Genomic DNA, 17,176 nt, shown 5'->3' with positions numbered 1-17,176 from the left:
TCAAGGCGATCCGGATGGCGGATGGAGGGGGTGATGGCGGACGGGGTGGCGGCCATTCTGGTGCATGTGGCCGATACGCAGGCGGGTCTTGCCTGGTATCAGCGCGCATTTCCTGACGCTGAACATCGGTTTCTTGCCGCCTTTGATTTTTCCTATCTGCGGATCGGCACCATCGATCTCGAAATCGTCCAGGCCGACGAGAAGGTGGCGAGCGGTGCTGCCGGTTCCGTCGTCTACTGGGCGGTCGCGGACCTCGATCGGGCGCTCGCCCATTTCGAAGCGCTCGGCGCACATCTCTATCGCGGGCCGATGGCGATCCAGGAGGGGCTTTGGATGTGCCAGGTGCGCGACCCCTGGGGCAATTGCATCGGCCTTCGCGGGCCGCGTCCGGGAGAGGGCGGCATCGGCAACGAGGCGGAGTTCTGAATGGCGACGCGGGTGGAGATCGTTGCCTATGACCCAGGCTGGCCGCAGTGCTACCGGGAGATCGAAGGGGACCTCAGGCGCATCCTCGGTGCGCTGGCAATCGCCGTCGATCATATCGGCAGCACGGCCGTTCCCGGCCTGGCCGCAAAGGCCGTCATCGACATCGATGTCACCTTGAGGGGGCTGCCCGACATTGCGGTTGCCAGCGCCTTGCTCGTTGCGGCCGGCTACCAGGCGCGCGGCAACCGGTACGACGACGATGTCTGGGCCTTTATGCTGCAGGGGGTCGAGCCGAAGCGGCGCGTCTATCTCTGCCCGCCGGACAACGAGACCCATCGACGGCGTCTTGTCTTCCGCGACCATCTGCGCAGCCATGCGGACACCGCCTTGGCCTACGCGGCGCTGAAGGCACGCCTCGCCGAGACCTATCGATATGACGGCGATCGCTACACCGCTGAGAAGACGCGCTTCGTCGACGCGACCGTCGATCGCGAAGACCGGATGACAGGAGATCGGTCCGCTATGGTGCGAGCAACAGTCACTTGCGAGATCCGCTACTGGCTGAAACCGGCCCGCCTGGCGGAATTCGAGGCCTATGCGCAAACCTGGATGACGCTGATCGAGCGGCACGGCGGGACGCATCACGGCTATTTCGTGCCGCGCGAAAAACCTGAGGGCGTCGGCGCCAGTTTTCCGGGGGTGGGCGAAGACGGAGCCGGCGACATCGCCGTCGCGCTCTTCACTTTTGCGGACGAGGCGGCGTATCTGCGCTATCGCAGCGATGTGGCCGCGGATCCCGATGGGATGGCAGCGAACGCGCTTTACGCCGACGATCCGCCGTTCGTGAGCTATGAGCGCGTCTTCCTGCAGCCGCTTGCGCGCCGCCGATAGCCGTCTTTGTGGCGGCTGATCGATGTGACGCGATTGGGCAGCCTAGCCCCGCGCTCGGCTAACTACGCGGCCTGCTTGAGGCAAACCCCATCCAGTGCGAATTCGACGGCAGCTTCCGCGTGGATCGCGGTGGAATCGAAGCCCGGCAGCGGCAAGGCTCTCGGGTCGAGGGTCAGACAGATTTCGGTGCAGCCGAGGATGACGGCGTCCGCGCCTTCCGCTTCGGCCTTGTCGATCAATTCGATCAGCGCCCGGCGGGACGAGCGCAGCACCTTGCCGGCGCAAAGTTCGTCGAAGATGACATCGTGCACGAGGGTGCGGCCGTCCGCATCCGGCACCAGGATGTCGATGCCGTGGCTTCTCATGCGCTCGGCATAAAAGCCGTGCTCCATGGTGTAGCGGGTGGCAAGCAGCAGCGGCCGGCGGCTGCCTGCGGCCTTCAGGCGCGCTGCCGTCTCGTCGATGATGTTGATGAGGGGGATGTCGATTGCTGCCTGAACCTGATCGGCGATCAGGTGCATGGTGTTGGTGCAGATCAGCACGCAGTCCGCACCGGCCGCTTCGAGGCCCTGGGCGACATCGGCAAGCCGCTTGGCAGCGTCTTCCCAGCGGCCGGCCTTCTGCAGGTCGACGATCGACTGGAAGTCGACGGAATGCAAAAGCACCTCGGCCGAATGCAGCCCGCCCAGGTGGTCGCGAACGGCCTCGTTGACCATGCGATAGTAGACCGCCGAGCTTTCGAAGCTCATGCCGCCGATAAGACCGATCTTGCGCATAACCATTCCTCTCTGTCCGCTACCGCCGCCGTCCGTGGCGACCGTCGTTTGATGGGCTGAACTATGCCGCAGGGTCGGCGGCAATGGTTCGCTTTGATGGGAGCAAAAGCGGCCATGCGCGCGAATGGTTTGCGCATGTTGGAGTGAATGTGCAATTATGTAGCGTATGAATTTCTGATCATGGGAGGGATCGGCGTGCTCGACGATAGAGACAGGAAGCTGCTGGCGCTGCTGCAGCAGGATGCGAGTGTGGCCGTCGGCGAATTGGCGGAGCGGGTGAACCTGTCGCTTTCAGCCTGTTCGCGCCGCATCCAGCGGCTGGAGGAGGCGGGTTACATCGCCAGGCGCATCGTCGTGCTCGACCGCGAGCGCATGGGCGTGCCGACGACCGTGTTTGCCCTGATCAAGACGGCGCACCACTCGGACGAATGGATCGAAACCTTCCGCCGGGCGATCAGCGATATCCCCGAAATCGTCGAGGCCCATCGTTTGACGGGAAATCATGACTATATCGTCAAGGTCGTGCTGCCGCGTGTCGAGCACTACGACGTGGTCTACAAGCAGATCGTGCGCAAGGTCGAACTCTTCGACGTCTCCGCCTCGATCTCGATGGAAATCCTGAAGAGCGGCACGGCGGTGCCGGTCGATTATGCGGTGTGAGGCGAAATGACGAATGACGCTGTGAGCAAGGCGGTCGGTGGCGACGTTGCCGATGCGCTGGTGATTGTCGATGTGCAGCGGGCCTTTATTTCCGGGCCTGAAGCCGTGCCCGGCCATGTCGATCTGCAACGGGCAGTTGGCCTGCTTCTGCAGAAGGCGCGTTCGGCCGGCGTGCCGGTGATCTTCCTGCAGAACGATGGGCCTGAGGGCGCTGTCGACGAACCGGAGACCGATGGCTGGCAGTTGTTCTTTGCCGCCAAGTCAGGCGAGGTGGTCGTGCGCAAACGGCACGACGACGGCTTCGACGGCACCGATCTCGAAGACCAGCTCCGGGCGCGCAAGGTCGAGACGATCGCGATCTGCGGCATGCTTTCGGAAATGTGCCTGGCGGCGACAGCCCGCACGGCCATGGCTAAGGACTTCACCATGATCCTCGCCAATGACGCACACGCCACCTATGACGTGCCGCCCGGGCCTGGCCGCTCGCCGATGGTGCCTGCGCGTCTCGCCGCACGCGCGGCCGAATGGTCGCTCGGTGACGAGATCGTGCTCACGGATGCGGTGGAAGACATCGCCTTCGCCGTCGCGTCTCCGTCCTCTTAAGCTTCCCCTCCGGGTTTCGCCCGTGAGGGCGGGCCGAAGCGGGCCGCATAGTCCGAGGGCGCGATGCCCTTGCGGCGCTGAAAGGCGCGGCGCATACGCTCGGCGTTTCCGAAGCCGAAGAGAAACGGCGCTTGCGAGACGGGCACGTCCCCGCGCTGGAGCGCCTCGCAGGCCGCGTCGACCCGCAATTCCTCGACGAATTGCGCAGGGCTTGCGCCCACCTCCTGCGTGAACAGGCGGGAGAAACTCCGTTCGCTCATGCGCGCCATGTCCGCAAGCCGCGGCACGGAGAGGTCGGTTGCAAGATCGGAGCGGATCTCGGCCACCAGCGCATCGAAGCGGTCGCCTCGGCTCGTCATCTGCTGGTGCAGGGCGGCGCTGAACTGGCGCTGGCCGCCCGTGCGCTTGACGTAGAGCACCAGGGAGCGCGCGAGCCGCAGGGCCTCGCTGCGGCCGAGGTCCTCTTCGACCATCGCAAGCGCCATGTCGATGCCGGCGGTCACACCGGCGGAGGTCCAGATGCCGCGATCCTGCTCGTAGATCGAATCCTCGCGCACGTCGATATCTGGGAAATCCTGCTGCAACTGGGCGCAATCTTCCCAATGGGTCGTTGCGCGCCGCCCATCAAGATGGCCGCCGCGCGCGAGAATGAAGGCGCCGAGGCAGATGGAGCCGAGGCGCCGACATTGGCCGGCCATGGCCGCCAGGAATGCTTGCAGCTCTTCCGAATTCGCCGCTTCGAGCGCGCTTTGCCCGCCCGAGACGAGCAGGGTGTCGGGCGCGGTGCAATCGGAGAACGGACGGGTATTGAGCGCAACGCCTGTGTCCGTTGCGACCGGGCCGCCGAACTCAGAGACCAGCGCGATGGAATAGGCCCGGGAGCCCGACGCGGTGCGGGCGTCGTTGAAGACCTGCAACGGGCCGGTCACATCGATCAGCTTGGTGCGGTCGAAGAGCACGATCGCGACCGTTCGCACGGCTTTTTCGGGTTTGGCGTAAAACGAGGGCATATTGTCATTTATGCCAAAGGCTTTTCATGGGAGCAAGCGGGGCCATCACCCGCCACCCTTGGAGCCGACCATGCTTGAACTCAGACCGAACTGCGAACTGTGCGACCGCGACCTGCCGCCGGCGTCTGCGGATGCGCGCATCTGCTCTTACGAATGCACCTATTGCGCAAGCTGCGTGGAAACGGTGCTTCACAATGTCTGCCCGACCTGCGGCGGCGGATTTGCGCCAAGGCCGATCCGGCCCCAGCGGTCCTTTCGCCCGGAAAAGCGGTTGGGTCTCGGCTTTGATCCCGCCAGCGACGTACGTCGCCATTCACCGTTTACGGCTGAGGATATTGCGGCGCATGTGGCGCGGATCCGGCATCTCGCGCCGAACGAGCGCTGACGGTTGCGGGCTGTTCTTGACTTTTTGCAAGGGTGACATGAGGTGGTTGCGCTTGTCCTTGGCGGTCACAACCCCAATGTTGTGGCATGTCCAACGGAAGGCCGGTCGCAAAGCCGACTGGAAAGAACATGCAGGACAGGCATCACGTGGTCGTTGTCGGCGGCGGGTTTGGCGGATTGCAACTCGTCAAGGGGCTTGCCGGCGCGCCGGTGAGGATCACCCTCATCGACCGGCGCAACCATCATCTCTTCCAGCCCTTGCTCTACCAGGTGGCAACAACGCTGATCGCGACCTCCGAAATCGCCTGGCCGATCCGCAGCCTCTGGCGCGACCGGCCGGAGGTGACGACGCTGCTAGGCGAGGTGAGCGATGTCGACGGGGCCGGAAAGGCCGTGGTGCTCAGGGACGGCAAGCGGATCGCCTACGACACGCTGGTGCTGGCGACCGGGGCGACGCATGCCTATTTCGGCCATGACGAATGGGAGCCCTTTGCCCCCGGCCTGAAGACGCTGGAAGACGCGACGACGATCCGGCGGCGGGTGCTGCTCGCCTTCGAGCGCGCCGAGCTCGAAGAGGATCCTGATCTCCGTGCCGCCCTCCTGACCTTCACCGTCATCGGTGCCGGCCCGACCGGCGTCGAGCTTGCCGGCATCATCGCCGAGATGGCGCACCGCACGCTTCCCGACGAATTTCGCCGCATCGACACGCGGCAGGCCCGTGTGATCCTGGTGGAAGCGGGGCCGTGCATTCTCGCCGCCTTCAGCGAGGATCTTTCGGCCTATGCGGTCAAGGAGCTGGAGCGGCTCGGCGTCGAGGTTCGCACCGGTACACCCGTGACATCCTGCACGGAAGAGGGCGTTGTCATCGGCGACCAGTTCGTCGGCAGCCGTACGCTCGTCTGGGCCGCCGGTGTGCAGGCCTCGCCCGCTGCCCGCTGGCTGGATATCCCGGCCGACCGCGCCGGCCGGGCGATCGTCGGCGCTGACCTCACGGCTCCCGGCCATCCCGACGTTTTCGTCATCGGCGACACGGCTGCCGTCACCTATGACGGCGGCAAGCCGGTGCCGGGCATTGCGCCCGCCGCCAAGCAGCAGGGCGCCTATGTGGCCGACGTCATCCGCGCACGGCTTTCAGGCGACAAGCCGCCCGGAGACTTCCGCTATCGCCACCAGGGCAGCCTTGCCACCATCGGCCGGCGCGCGGCGATCATCGATTTCGGCCGCTTCAAGATCAAGGGCGCGCTTGCCTGGTGGATCTGGGGCATCGCCCACATCTACTTCCTGATCGGCACGCGCAGCCGCTTCGCCGTCGCCTGGAGCTGGTTCTGGACGTATCTGAGCGGACAGCACAGTGCCCGGCTGATCACCCAGAAGGAGACGCTGAAGGAGAAGGGGTAAGGGCGAGAGGCGGCCAATGTAACGGCCGTCGTCGTCGCTTACTTCTGCACCTTCACGATCAGGATCATCGGCCGGTCCATCTCTTCGGCCAGAGCCGGGATCTCGGCGATCTGCTCTTGCGTCGGCCGCCATTCCTCGACGTGGCGGATGGCGAAGCCTGCGCCAATCAGTGTATTCAGCGTCGTGCCGATGGTGCGGTGGTGTTTGATCACGCCCTTGGCCAGCCAGTTCGTCGTGCGCGGGCCTTCGGCTGAGTAGTGATCAACGGGCCAGGTGCGCTCGCTATCGGTGAGGCGCCAGCCGGGATTGTGCGAGGCCATGTAGATCGGGTGCTCGATGGTGAAGACGAAATGGGCGCCGGGTACCAGCGCCTTGTGGATGGTCGCGACCAGCCGGCCGAAATCCTCGACATAGTGGAAGGCAAGCGAGCTGTAGGCGAAGTCAAAGCTCGTTTCGGGCAGGTCGAGCTGGTCGAGATCGGCAATCTTGTAGTCGATTGCTGGATCTGATGTGTCGGCCTTGGCGCGGGCGATCATCTTCTCGGAGAGATCGAGCCCGAGCACATGGGCGGCACCGGCCTCGCGGGCGTGGCGCGAAAACCAGCCATAGCCGCAGCCGAGATCGACGACGCGGCTTCCGGAAAGATCCGGTAGGAGCGCGCGAATCGCCGGCCATTCCGCGGCCCCGGCAAGACCATGCACCGAGCGCCCGAGCTGGCTGTAGCCCTCGAAAAACTCCTGACGATCATAGATGTTCTGGGCCATGGCGGTCTCTCCTTCTGGCTGTACTTGTGCCGGCACGCGCCGCGAAAGGGGCGCGGGCGTCTGCGCGCGTTAGGGCGAGTGGGCATCCGGTGCCGTTACCGCGGGAACAGCATGTGCCTTTCGATCCTGCTCGAAACCGGCGGCGCTTCGAAGTGCCGGCGCGTCGATTGATAGGGCGCGTGTTGCCGCAAGGTCAAGTTGCGGCTGAAGTGCAAGCTTCTATTTCGTTTTTTTTGAGGGGTGCTAATGTTCGATTCTCGTGGTCCAGTCCGATTTGCGGAGGCGTAATGTCCGAAGCCATCCATCCTGCAGCCATCCATCACCTGCCGGGCTTTATTACAGCCCCGGGCCAGTCCGACTGGCTTTTGAATGCGGTTGCCGTTTTTCTGATCGTGGCGATTTTCGCGCTCGGTACACTCTATCTCAGGCTGCATTCGCTGCCGGAGGTCATGGCGCACAAGACCAACAAGATCCAGCTGGAGCTGGTGGCGGTCCTGGCGCTCCTGTCGCTGCTCACCCACAACAACCTCCTGTGGGGCGCAGCTCTGCTTCTCGCCCTGATCGACCTTCCCGATTTCTCATCGCCGCTTTCATCGATCGCCGGTTCGCTGGAGCGGATTGCCGGTAAGGTGGACCAGCCGACCGTGCCGGAGGCGAGGGACGTGGAGGCCGAGCCTGCAGCAAGCCACCCACAGCCGCACGCGTTGTCCAGCCACGGCCACGCATCGCCCGCTCAGCCATCGACGGAAGGGAAGGCATAAGCCATGTTCGAGTTTATCCTTTGCTCGATGCTGACCATCCTGCCCGACTATCTCTTCCGCCGTTACGGCCAGGGAAAACGCATCGGGCGCGAGATCACCATCTATTCGGTCTGGTTCGAGCTGCGCTGGGGCATCACCGCCTGCATCGTGCTGACGATCTCGCTGATCACGCTGATCTTCTACTTCCATCCGTCGACGAAGAACGTGACGGCCGCGTTCCGGACGGTCGCCGTGCTGCCGGAGACCAACGGGCGCGTCACGGAGATCTATGCCACGCGCTTTGAGAAGGTGAAGGCCGGCCAGCCGCTGTTCAAGCTCGACAGTTCGGAGGAGGAAGCGGCCGCCGAAGTCGCCCGCCGCCAGATCGCCGAGGTTGACGCCGAATTGGCTGTCGGTCGCACCGAGCTTGTTGCCGCTGATGGCGCGATCGTCCAGGCACAGGCCGACGTGAAGCAGGCCGAGGACGAATACAACACACAGGTGGAGCTTAACCGGCTCAACCCGAACGTCGTTGCCCGCCGCGAAATCGAGCGCAAGCAGGTGCTTCTCGAAGGGCGCAAGGGCGCGCTGACCGCTGTGCTTTCCAACAAGCAGACGCTGGAGACGAAGCTGCAATCGCTGCTGCCGTCGCAGAAGGCCAGCGCCGAAGCGGCGCTGAAGCAGGCGGAGGTCGATATTACCAAGACCACCGTGCGCGCCGGCGTGTCCGGCACGCTGCAGCAGTTCACGCTTCGGGTCGGCGAAATCGTCAACCCGCTGCTGAGGCCAGCGGGCGTGCTCGTGCCGGAAGACGCGGGCCGGGCCCGGCTGGTGGCCGGCTTCGGGCAGATCGAGGCTCAGGTGATGAAGCCCGGCATGATCGGCGAGGCGACCTGCGTCGGCAAGCCGTTCACCATCATTCCGCTCGTCGTCACAGAGGTGCAGGACGTGATTGCCTCCGGCCAGGTGCGCGCCAGCGACCAGCTGATCGACGTTACGCAGATCTCGCAACCCGGCACGCTGACCGTGGTCATGGAGCCGCTTTATCCCGGCGTGCTCGACGACGTTCCGCCCGGCAGCAGTTGCATCGCCAATGCCTACACCAGCAACCACGACGAACTGGACAAGCCGGGGATCAGCACGCTGCAGTGGGCCTATCTGCACGGTGTCGATGCCGTTGGCCTCGTGCATGCGGCGATCCTGCGCATTCAGGCGCTGATGCTGCCGGTGCAGACGCTGGTGCTCGGCGGGCATTAAGCACGAAGACACGCGGCCGGGGTTTCCGATCCCGGCCGGCGCCTGCCGCCTGCAGATATTCCCCTTCAGGCGGGCCACCGCTTCCTTCAGCCTCGTCCGATCGGCCTGCAAACGTTGAACCCCCTCCTTGCAGGCGGGTCCCATCTTCCAGCGCCAAAGCCCGCGCGGGGTCCTCGCGGTTGAAGCGGTCGCGTGTGCCGTCGAATTGCGATGCGAGACAGCGCATCTTCGCGCGGCAAGATCGCTTCGGCTGCATCGTCGATCTTGCCGGGATCGATGGTTTCAAGGGCGTGGAATTCAACGGACAGCTTCCCACCTGAAAGGCCGCAATGTTTGCGGGAGCGATCTATGCGGCGCTATCTTCCGTTGCGTCTATGCCTTGCCTCCTTCTCTGGAAGGCCCCGAGAGCGCCGGGCCGTCACGGAGGGAAAAGGGGTGTCCAAAAATGATTGAGCCCCCGTGGGGACGGAGGCTCAAGCGCGCAATAAAATTAATAAAGCAACTGCACTGCAATATAACCACAAGCATGCATACTCTTCCGGGGATTGCATACTTCCGGGGCGCAATCGCAAGTACAGTGTGGCAAAAGCGTGATCTGAAAGCAATGGATTTTAAGGGGATTTTAATAGTCAATTTGGGTTACGGGAAAATCCCCAGCTTTTTCACCCAATCGGGTCAGGATTTTCCTGACGGTAGCCCGCATGGACAAAGACAAATCCCCCACACTCCCTTTTAGGTCTCGTCGGTCCCGATCGGCAGCGTCCAGGGCTCCCATATCGCATCGTGTATCGCGCCCTGGCGCAGGTAGAAGCGCTTGGCATTTTCGTTGCTCGCAAGCACCGACCATTCGATGCGCGGTGCGCCGATCGCTGCGGCATGACGTTTCAAGGCGTCGATCAGCGCCGCGCCGGCCCCCAGGGAACGTGCTGTTTCATCGACGAAAAGTTCCTTCAGCACCAGCGTCGGCTTCAGATCGTAGGTCCAGGGGATGACGTAATGCACAGCGATGCCGATGACACGGCTGCCAAACTCCGCGACCAGCACGCCAAAGCGTGGGTTGTCGCCAAGCCCATGCTCGATCAGATCGCTCTCGGTCACGCGGAACGCGTCAATATAAGCTTCGAAGACTGCAAGGCCGCGCATCAGCCGCAGCACGCAGGCGACGTCATCTCGTTCAAATGGGCGGACGATAACGGGTGACGCGGGCATCGCGATATCTCGTGCAAAGGGGTTAGCTGGCCGGGGCGGGTTACCGAGGGCCGGTGGAAGGCCGAACTTGCCCCATCATTTGCCGCAATCGCGATCGATTTCAGGCTGAAATCGATCGCGATCCAAAATGCTGCAGTGCCGCGCATCCGGCAAGGCGTGCGGCGCTGCAAAGGGCGTTTGGCGCCGGCTTAAGCAGCGAGCAGAGACAGCGCTTCGCCGGGGGTAGCGCCGGTCGCAAACGCGAGGCCTTCGTCTTCCCAGCCGGTGATGCCGCCGATCATGATTTTCACCGGCCGGCCGAGCCTGGCGAGCTTGAGTGCGGCCTGGTCGGCGCCGTTGCAATGGGGGCCGGCGCAATAGGCGACGAAGAGGGTATCGGCCGGCCACTCTGCCAAACGCTCCGCAGTGATCTGCCGGTGGGGCAGGTGGATCGCGCCCGGCACGTGGCGGCGCGCATAGGCCGCATCCGAGCCGACGACGTGCAGCAGCACGAAGTCCTGCTCGCCACTCTTCAGCGCCTGGGCGACGTCGGAGCAATCGGTCTCGACACTGAGCCGCCCGGCAAAATGGGCAATGGCGATCTCAGGCGATGCGGCGGGAATTTCGGTGACGGTGCTCATCGGGGTTCTCCTTGGCTCGGTGCGCGTTGACGAGGATATGTGTAGCAGCGCTGGATCAGGGCTGGCAGTTGGCAACATTGCCATATATGCTCAAGATCATGCCAAAGTCGTTTTCCGTTGCCGCACCACTCACAAACCCGCTCGTCGTGGCGCTCGCCTATGACGGGCTCTGTACCTTCGAGTTCGGCGTCGCCGTCGAGATGTTCGGCTTGCCGCGGCCGGAAATGGGCGAGGGCTGGTACCGTTTTGCCGTCGCCTCGGTCGATCCGGGTGAGCTTAGGGCGACCGGCGGCGTTCGCTTTGTCGCCGACGGCGGCATCGAGCTTTTAGGCCAGGCCGGCACGATCATCGTGCCCGGCTGGCGCGGCGCCGATCAGCCCGTGCCGGAGGCGGTGTGCCAGGCGCTGAAGGACGCCTGCGCGCGGGGCGCGCGCGTGCTTTCCATCTGCTCCGGCGTCTTCGTGCTGGCGGCTGCCGGGCTGCTATCGGGCCGGCGGGCGACGACCCACTGGCGCTATACCGACAAGCTGAAAGCGCTTTATCCAGACATCGAGGTGGTGCCGGATGTGCTCTATGTCGATGGCGGCCAGGTTCTGACCTCGGCTGGCAGTGCGGCCGGCATCGATCTCTGCCTGCACCTGATCCGCCGCGATTTCGGCAGCGAGGCGGCCAACCGCGTCGCCCGCCGTCTCGTCGTGCCGCCGCATCGCGATGGCGGCCAGGCGCAGTTCATCGAGCGGGCGGTGCCCGACGTTCATGAGAGCGCCCGGCTCGGGCCGCTGCTTGACCGTATGCGCGAACGGCTCGGTGAGGACTTTTCGATTGCGGCGCTGGCAAAGGCTGCGGGCATGAGCGAGCGCACCTTCCTGCGCCGCTTCGAGGCGGCGACCGGCACGACGCCGGCGCGCTGGCTTTTGTCCGAGCGACTGTCGCGCGCCCGGCAATTGCTGGAGGAAACCGCGCTCGGCATGGAGCAGGTGGCGGAAGCCTCCGGCTTCGGCTCGACCCAGACGTTGCGCCACCATTTCCGCCAGCAGCTTTCGACCACACCCGCCGCCTACCGTGCCGCCTTCGGGCGGATGGCGATTTCTGAAGGCGGGGTTGGGCCTGCCGCTGCGGAATAGGTCGCATCGTCGGTGCCGCATCCCACCTCAAACAACGGCCCCCACCGATTTCGATGGGGGCCGCCAGTCACGGTCTAGAATGTCAGCCGGGTATGCTAGCCTACTTGGGATCGCCGCCGCCGATCCCGAGGCCGATGTCCTTCTTCGGATATTTGACGAAGGTCGCTGCGTGCTGGGTCTGCAGCTGCAGGATGGGGCCGTAGAGCCATTCATAGTCGCCATTGCTGCGGGTGATGCGCTCCTTGGGATCACGATAGATATCGAAGATCCAGGGGGCGACGCCGACCGGCGAGAATGTCGACATGCTGATGTTGGAAAATGGCTGGTCGTACTGCATGACCTTGAAATAGCCCTTGAAGTTTTCCCAGCGGATGGCCGAGAACTCGGCCTGGTTATAGGAGAAGACCGCCTGGCGGGACGTCTGACCGTCGTCGGCCAGCAGGAAGCTGCTCTGGTCGACACCGTCGATATAACGCTCGGTCGGGATCTTGTCCTTGATGCCGGCAAGCGCCAGCGACGTGTTGAACAGGTCCATGAGGTCAAACAGGCCGTCGCTGATGCGCCCCGCCTTGATCATGCCGGGCCAGTAGGCGATGCCCGGCACGCGCACGCCACCTTCCCAGGTCGTGCCCTTGCCGGAGCGGAACGGGGTGAAGCCGGAGTCCGGGTAGCTGTCTTCCTCCGGGCCGTTGTCGGAGGTGAAGAACACGAAGGTGTTGTCGGCCTGGCCGGATTCTTGAAGGGTCTTCGTCAGCCGCCCGACGATGTCGTCGACCTCGACCACGGCGTCGCGGTAGGGCAGCTTGGCGGGGCTGCGCCCCTCGTAGCCATCAGCGGCATAGTTGTCGAAATGGACCTTGGCAAAGGCGTGGATCAGGTAGAACGGCTTGTTGTCCTTGGCCGCGCGCTTGATGAAATCCACCGACCAGTTGGCAAAATCCTGGTCGACATTTCCCATCTGCTTCTGCGTCTCCAGCGGATAGACGATCTTCAGGTCGCCGCCCTTCTTGCCTTCGACCACGCCGTTATACTCGCTGAGGCTCTTGAACGTCTCCAGCCGCTGCGGATCGAGCATCAGCTGCGAATATTTCCGGCTGTCCATGTACTGCGTGTATTCGCTGACGACCGACAGGAAACCATGGAATTCGTCATAGCCGACGTCCTGGGGCTGCATGCCCTTGGCTTCGCCGATGTGCCACTTGCCCGAGAGGCCGGTGACATAGCCGTTGTCGCTCAGGAGCTTTGCCGCCGAGACCTCGTCGGCCCAGGGGTTCTTGGTGGGGTGGTCGCTCGCAAGCAGGGGACGCGTAAGGCCGCTTCGCGCCGGAATACGACCCGTCATCAGGGCCGCGCGCGAGGGCGTGCACACCGGCGTCGCATAGGCCGATGTCAGCTTCAGGCCCTCGGTTGCCAGCTTGTCGATGTTCGGTGTCGGAGCCCCGAGCATCGCGCCGCCGCCGAACGCACCCAGGTCGCCATATCCAAGGTCATCGACGAGCAGGATCAGGATGTTGGGTTTGCGACCGGTCCTCGTCTCAAACTCGCGAAGCCGGTCCGCGGCCGTCTGCTCCTGAGCGGGGCGCGGAATGGCCGGCTCCAGATAGTCCGCGGTTCTGACCGTACGGTCCCACCCCATTGCCTCCTGGGCGTGCGACGTGGTGGCGAGCAACGTGAACGAAGCTGCAAGGGAACAAGAGAGAAGATAGTTGAAGGCCTTCATCAATCGTACTCCTCATTGGGATATGGGATTGTCGATGATCTTTCAGTCGGTCTGGATCCGTCTCTGGCTCCAGCCACGTGCAGTCCTGAAAGCAATGGCCGAACTGGTGCGCACCTGCCGGTCCTTGCGACCGGACTTGGCGGCTCTGGTTTCAGGCATGGCCGAACTGCATTTCCGACACTGCGTTGTGCGTGCCGGAGCAAGACAGAAAAGCGGCAAGCCCGTAAGTACGTAACAGTTAAAAAATCCAGGGGCATGCTAGAACGATGGGTGCTCGCCCCAAGGCGTGCGCCCGGTAGCGCACGCCCAATTTCGTCGGGTGAACCAGGGCTTCAATGTGACAGGGCGGCGTTCGCCGCCCTGTCACACGGTCATCCGTTGAGCTCGGCCTGAGGGGACGCAAGGTTGAAGTCGTCCTTGCGGAAGAACGACCGGAAGAACACGGCGTCGGGTGCTGCGGCGATCGCCCTGGCGACGATGGCCGTGGCGACGATGGCAAAGACCAGCCGGCCGAAGAAGACGCTGGTGAAATCCGCCCCCAGCGCCACGACCACCAGCGTGTCCTCGATGAGGCTATGGCCAAAGCCCATGAAGACGCAGGCGAGGAACACCTGGCGCGGCTCGACCTTGGCCTCGCGCGCCTCGCGGATCAGAAGCGCGCCACCATAGGAAATGCCAAGCAGCACGCCGACGGCGGCAAAGGGCACGGTCTCGGTCTTGACGCCCGCAAGGCGAAAGAGCGGCGCCATGCCCCGGTTCAGCCATGCGAGGATGCCGACGAGCTTGAGGATCTCGATCGTCCAACTGAGCACGAGCAGCACGACGAGCATGGTCAGAAGCGTCTTCAGCGTGCCGAAGGCGAAGGCGACCCAGCCGGAGCCTTCGTTGGCCGGGATCCAGGTGGGGGCGAGCGGGGTTGCAAGCCATCCGGTGACGGCGAAGAGCTGATGCAGGAGGGCTGCGAAGATGAGGCCGCCGCCGATCCTTATCGCGGCGGTGACTAGGAAGCTTGGGCCCGCCTTCTGGATGATGCGCTGTTCGATCGGGATGGCATGCGCCACCAGCATCAGCGCTGAAAACACCGTCATGTCGGCAGTCGTCAGCTCCGAGACCGGCACCAGCGCGAAGACCACGACGACGGCGCCCCAGATGCCGACGAGCAGGCCGGTGAGCCACGCGAAGGCAAACTCGGGCGGCAGGCCGATCACCGTCATGACCGGCTCAAAGGCGGGTGCGACCGCGCGGATCACGCCGAGTTCCTGCAGCACATGGGTGACGATGGTGACGGGCACGATGATGCGCACCAGATCGAAGTAGACTTCGAGGGTGGCAAGTGTCTTGCGGTAGAGGATGATCAGGACGGTCATGGCGGTCTCTCCTTGGGATGTTGTCCAAGGACTAACGCCAGGCCGTTCGCAGTTGTGGTCAAAATATGCACCTTTGTGCAATAAAATTGCAAATGACCGCAACAGGGGGACGGACGGGGATGGACAAGATCGACAGCAAGCTCTTGAGGCTCTTGCAGGTGGATGCCTCTCGCACCAATGCCGAGCTTGCGGAAGAGGTTGGCCTTTCGCCATCGAGTTGCCTGCGTCGCATCAGGCGGCTACACGAGACCGGCGTCATCGACCGGATCGTCGCGGTGCTTAATCCGGCAAAGGCTGGTCGCACCATGAAGGCGATCATCACAGTCGAGCTCGAGCGCCACGGCGAGCAATATATCCGCCGCTTCCTCGACATGGCGGAAAAGGAGCCGGCAGTGATCCAGGCCTACAGCGTCAGCGGCGAGACCGACGCCATTTTGATGCTGCGGCTGAAAGACATGGACGAGCTCGACGCGCTGACCGAACGGCTGTTTCGCGAGGAAACCAATGTCGCGCGCTACTACACGGCCTTCGTGATCCGTACCGGCAAGGAGACGACGGAGATACCGGTGTGAGAAGACGCCGAACCACGGGGGACGACCCGAAACGACAGGCGCTGATGGGCCGGCGGTCCCGACGGGATCCCGATCAAGTGTTTTCGACGAGATAATCGCGCAATCTGCTCTTCAAACTGTCGACGACTTCAGGGTGGTTCAGGAAGTCAGCGATCGACATCATTGCCCACTGCTGGCCTTCGTCGCCAAACCTTACGGGCCCGAAACCCTCTTCGAGCTTGCCAACAAGGAAGTAACTTCCGGGGGCGGTCGTATTCTGTGCCGGATAATACCGCCTCCACACGATCCACGCCGGATCGACTGCGATATCGAACTCCTCGCGGGTCTCCCTGATTGCGCACTCGACCGGGCTCTCACCATCCTCCCGTCCGCCCCCCGGAAGATCCCACATGCCGGGGAAGGGGATTTCCGGCTTCTGATCACGCTGGTAGGCAATCAAAAGCCCCTGAAAGAGCAATGCGATTTTTGCGCCCTTGAAGGGGATGAAGGCCATTTGCGAAACCCTGCGCTTGCTGAGCGAAGCTCAACTCTCGTCTTCGATGAATCCCGATTTTTTGCAAAGCCGAAGATCTTGCAATTTGGCAACGCTCGCAATGATTGTTTCTGGTGTGACACAACCCGGCGTTTTCGGGTTACCATCCTGACAGGCGTCGTCTTATCTGGACCGAAAAGGCCGGTTGACCGGGAGCATGACTGGAAATCTGCCCCCGGCGCTTGAGCTGCCGTTACTTCACCGCAGCGTTCCCTCCATCGGCAAAGAGCGCCGCACCGGAGACGAAGCTTGCCATCGGGCCTGAGAGGAAGAGGGCGGCCTGGGCGATTTCTTCCGGCTGGGCGATGCGCTTCATGGCGTGCAGGCCGGCCGCCCATTCCTTGTTTTCCTTGCTGCCGGCCGCCGGCGTGTCGACGCCGCCGGGCAGGAGCGCATTGGCGCGGATGCCCTTTGCGCCATAGTCGGCAGTGATGCCCTTGACGAGGCCCATCAGGCCGGCCTTTGCCGCGCCATAGGCGGCCATGCCGGGAATACCGACGCTGGTGCCGACGAAGGTGGAGGTGAAGACCAGCGAGCCGCCGTCACGCGCGAGCATTGCCGGGATCTGGTGGCGGGCGCCGAGGAAGGCGGAGGTGAGGTTGGTGGCAAGCGATTGCTGCCATTCCTTGAACGTGATCTCGGCGACCGGCTTCATGACGTTGACCGCGCCGGCATTGTTGACGGCGATGTCGAGGCCGCCGAAATGCTTGAGCGCCGCTTCCACCAGCCGGATATGGGTTTCTTCCGCGGTGACGTCGCCGCCAACCGCGATCGCTTCGCCGCCGTCCTCGCGGATCGCTTCGACGACGGCGTCAAGCTGCTCTTCGCCGCGGGCGTTGGCGACGATCTTCGCACCCTCGGCGGCAAAGAGCCTGGCGACCGCACGGCCGATGCCGGATGAGGCGCCGGTGACGATCACGATCTTGTCTTGCAGCATGGTCATGGACTTTTCCCTTCTCTTGATTGAGGCGCCCTGACTACTGCCGGCGGGCATCAGCGCCCACCCGATTTCCGATCGGTGATTGTGACGGCGCAGATTCTCAATCGCCCCGGTGGCATAGTCCGGGCCGACAACGAGGGCAGGGAAGAAGGGATGCTGAGGACCTATGGCGGCAGCCGCCAT

Annotated in this window: 19 protein-coding genes; 10 read left to right on the top strand and 9 right to left on the bottom strand. The window is 63.7% G+C overall.

Features of this window, described 5'->3' with window-relative positions; translation table 11 throughout:
* Positions 1 to 33 precede the first annotated feature (33 nt).
* Both IB279_RS12165 and IB279_RS37930 read left to right on the top strand, forming a co-directional pair.
* The gene (locus IB279_RS12165; RefSeq protein WP_112771051.1) at positions 34 to 426 is read left to right on the top strand and encodes a glyoxalase/bleomycin resistance/dioxygenase family protein; all 393 of its coding nucleotides are present in this window, start codon (positions 34 to 36) and stop codon (positions 424 to 426) included.
* The gene (locus tag IB279_RS37930; RefSeq protein WP_112771050.1) at positions 427 to 1,317 is read left to right on the top strand and encodes a GrpB family protein; all 891 of its coding nucleotides are present in this window, start codon (positions 427 to 429) and stop codon (positions 1,315 to 1,317) included.
* Positions 1,318 to 1,379: 62 nt separating this feature from the next.
* On the opposite strand, the gene IB279_RS12155 is transcribed toward IB279_RS37930, so the two are convergent.
* Positions 1,380 to 2,099, bottom strand: coding sequence for an aspartate/glutamate racemase family protein (locus IB279_RS12155; protein WP_112771049.1), 720 nt, complete (start codon positions 2,097 to 2,099; stop codon positions 1,380 to 1,382).
* 189 nt (positions 2,100 to 2,288) lie between these two features.
* On the opposite strand from IB279_RS12155, the gene IB279_RS12150 reads away from it, so the two are divergent.
* Together IB279_RS12150 and IB279_RS12145 are read left to right on the top strand one after the other, a co-directional pair.
* Positions 2,289 to 2,753 carry an Lrp/AsnC family transcriptional regulator gene (locus tag IB279_RS12150; protein WP_043622517.1) on the top strand — a complete coding sequence of 155 codons (465 nt, stop codon included), beginning with the start codon at positions 2,289 to 2,291 and terminating at the stop codon, positions 2,751 to 2,753.
* Positions 2,754 to 2,759: 6 nt separating this feature from the next.
* A complete protein-coding gene (locus tag IB279_RS12145; protein WP_112771048.1) occupies positions 2,760 to 3,356 on the top strand; it encodes an isochorismatase family protein in 597 nt (198 codons plus the stop codon).
* Here IB279_RS12145 and IB279_RS12140 read toward each other — a convergent pair.
* Positions 3,353 to 4,333, bottom strand: a complete 981-nt coding sequence (locus IB279_RS12140) for a GlxA family transcriptional regulator (RefSeq protein WP_234824419.1) — start codon at positions 4,331 to 4,333, stop codon at positions 3,353 to 3,355. The genes IB279_RS12145 and IB279_RS12140 overlap by 4 nt on opposite strands.
* A gap of 103 nt (positions 4,334 to 4,436) precedes the next feature.
* Here IB279_RS12140 and IB279_RS12135 point away from each other — a divergent pair, with 103 nt between their 5' ends.
* Positions 4,437 to 4,751, top strand: a complete 315-nt coding sequence (locus IB279_RS12135) for a DUF1272 domain-containing protein (RefSeq protein ID WP_112771046.1) — start codon at positions 4,437 to 4,439, stop codon at positions 4,749 to 4,751.
* A 128-nt stretch (positions 4,752 to 4,879) separates the two neighbouring features.
* A complete protein-coding gene (locus IB279_RS12130) occupies positions 4,880 to 6,148 on the top strand; it encodes an NAD(P)/FAD-dependent oxidoreductase (protein ID WP_112771045.1) in 1,269 nt (422 codons plus the stop codon).
* Positions 6,149 to 6,186: 38 nt separating this feature from the next.
* On the opposite strand, the gene IB279_RS12125 is transcribed toward IB279_RS12130, so the two are convergent.
* Positions 6,187 to 6,912 (bottom strand): bifunctional 2-polyprenyl-6-hydroxyphenol methylase/3-demethylubiquinol 3-O-methyltransferase UbiG, encoded by a 726-nt coding sequence (locus IB279_RS12125; protein ID WP_060582744.1) that lies wholly within the window; start codon positions 6,910 to 6,912, stop codon positions 6,187 to 6,189.
* 287 nt (positions 6,913 to 7,199) lie between these two features.
* Between IB279_RS12125 and IB279_RS12120 the strand changes: the two genes are divergently transcribed.
* A complete protein-coding gene (locus tag IB279_RS12120; RefSeq protein ID WP_112771044.1) occupies positions 7,200 to 7,673 on the top strand; it encodes a hypothetical protein in 474 nt (157 codons plus the stop codon).
* Between the two features lie 3 nt (positions 7,674 to 7,676).
* On the top strand, positions 7,677 to 8,909 hold the full coding sequence (locus tag IB279_RS12115) for an HlyD family secretion protein (RefSeq protein ID WP_034792791.1): 1,233 nt from the start codon (positions 7,677 to 7,679) through the stop codon (positions 8,907 to 8,909).
* Between the two features lie 732 nt (positions 8,910 to 9,641).
* On the opposite strand, the gene IB279_RS12110 is transcribed toward IB279_RS12115, so the two are convergent.
* Positions 9,642 to 10,118 (bottom strand): GNAT family N-acetyltransferase, encoded by a 477-nt coding sequence (locus IB279_RS12110; protein ID WP_112771043.1) that lies wholly within the window; start codon positions 10,116 to 10,118, stop codon positions 9,642 to 9,644.
* A gap of 188 nt (positions 10,119 to 10,306) precedes the next feature.
* Positions 10,307 to 10,738, bottom strand: coding sequence for a rhodanese-like domain-containing protein (locus IB279_RS12105; RefSeq protein ID WP_034792795.1), 432 nt, complete (start codon positions 10,736 to 10,738; stop codon positions 10,307 to 10,309).
* 86 nt (positions 10,739 to 10,824) lie between these two features.
* Between IB279_RS12105 and ftrA the strand changes: the two genes are divergently transcribed.
* The gene (ftrA, locus tag IB279_RS12100) at positions 10,825 to 11,862 is read left to right on the top strand and encodes a transcriptional regulator FtrA (protein WP_112771042.1); all 1,038 of its coding nucleotides are present in this window, start codon (positions 10,825 to 10,827) and stop codon (positions 11,860 to 11,862) included.
* 100 nt (positions 11,863 to 11,962) lie between these two features.
* Here the strand turns inward: ftrA and IB279_RS12095 are convergent, their stop codons facing one another.
* Complete coding sequence (locus IB279_RS12095) at positions 11,963 to 13,582, bottom strand: arylsulfatase (protein WP_112771041.1); 1,620 nt, start codon at positions 13,580 to 13,582, stop codon at positions 11,963 to 11,965.
* 371 nt (positions 13,583 to 13,953) lie between these two features.
* Positions 13,954 to 14,949 (bottom strand): nucleoside recognition domain-containing protein, encoded by a 996-nt coding sequence (locus IB279_RS12090; protein ID WP_112771040.1) that lies wholly within the window; start codon positions 14,947 to 14,949, stop codon positions 13,954 to 13,956.
* A 119-nt stretch (positions 14,950 to 15,068) separates the two neighbouring features.
* Here IB279_RS12090 and IB279_RS12085 point away from each other — a divergent pair, with 119 nt between their 5' ends.
* Positions 15,069 to 15,521 (top strand): Lrp/AsnC family transcriptional regulator, encoded by a 453-nt coding sequence (locus tag IB279_RS12085; RefSeq protein ID WP_034792802.1) that lies wholly within the window; start codon positions 15,069 to 15,071, stop codon positions 15,519 to 15,521.
* A gap of 73 nt (positions 15,522 to 15,594) precedes the next feature.
* Here the strand turns inward: IB279_RS12085 and IB279_RS12080 are convergent, their stop codons facing one another.
* A complete protein-coding gene (locus IB279_RS12080) occupies positions 15,595 to 16,014 on the bottom strand; it encodes an NUDIX domain-containing protein (RefSeq protein WP_112771039.1) in 420 nt (139 codons plus the stop codon).
* A gap of 232 nt (positions 16,015 to 16,246) precedes the next feature.
* Positions 16,247 to 16,996 (bottom strand): SDR family oxidoreductase, encoded by a 750-nt coding sequence (locus IB279_RS12075; protein ID WP_034792821.1) that lies wholly within the window; start codon positions 16,994 to 16,996, stop codon positions 16,247 to 16,249.
* Positions 16,997 to 17,176: the final 180 nt, after the last annotated feature.

It is taken from the genome of Ensifer sp. ENS06 (assembly GCF_014852205.1).
GTDB lineage: Bacteria > Pseudomonadota > Alphaproteobacteria > Rhizobiales > Rhizobiaceae > Ensifer > Ensifer adhaerens.
The sequence above is the reverse complement of the archived record's forward strand: the minus strand, read 5'-3'. Positions and strand labels throughout refer to the sequence as shown.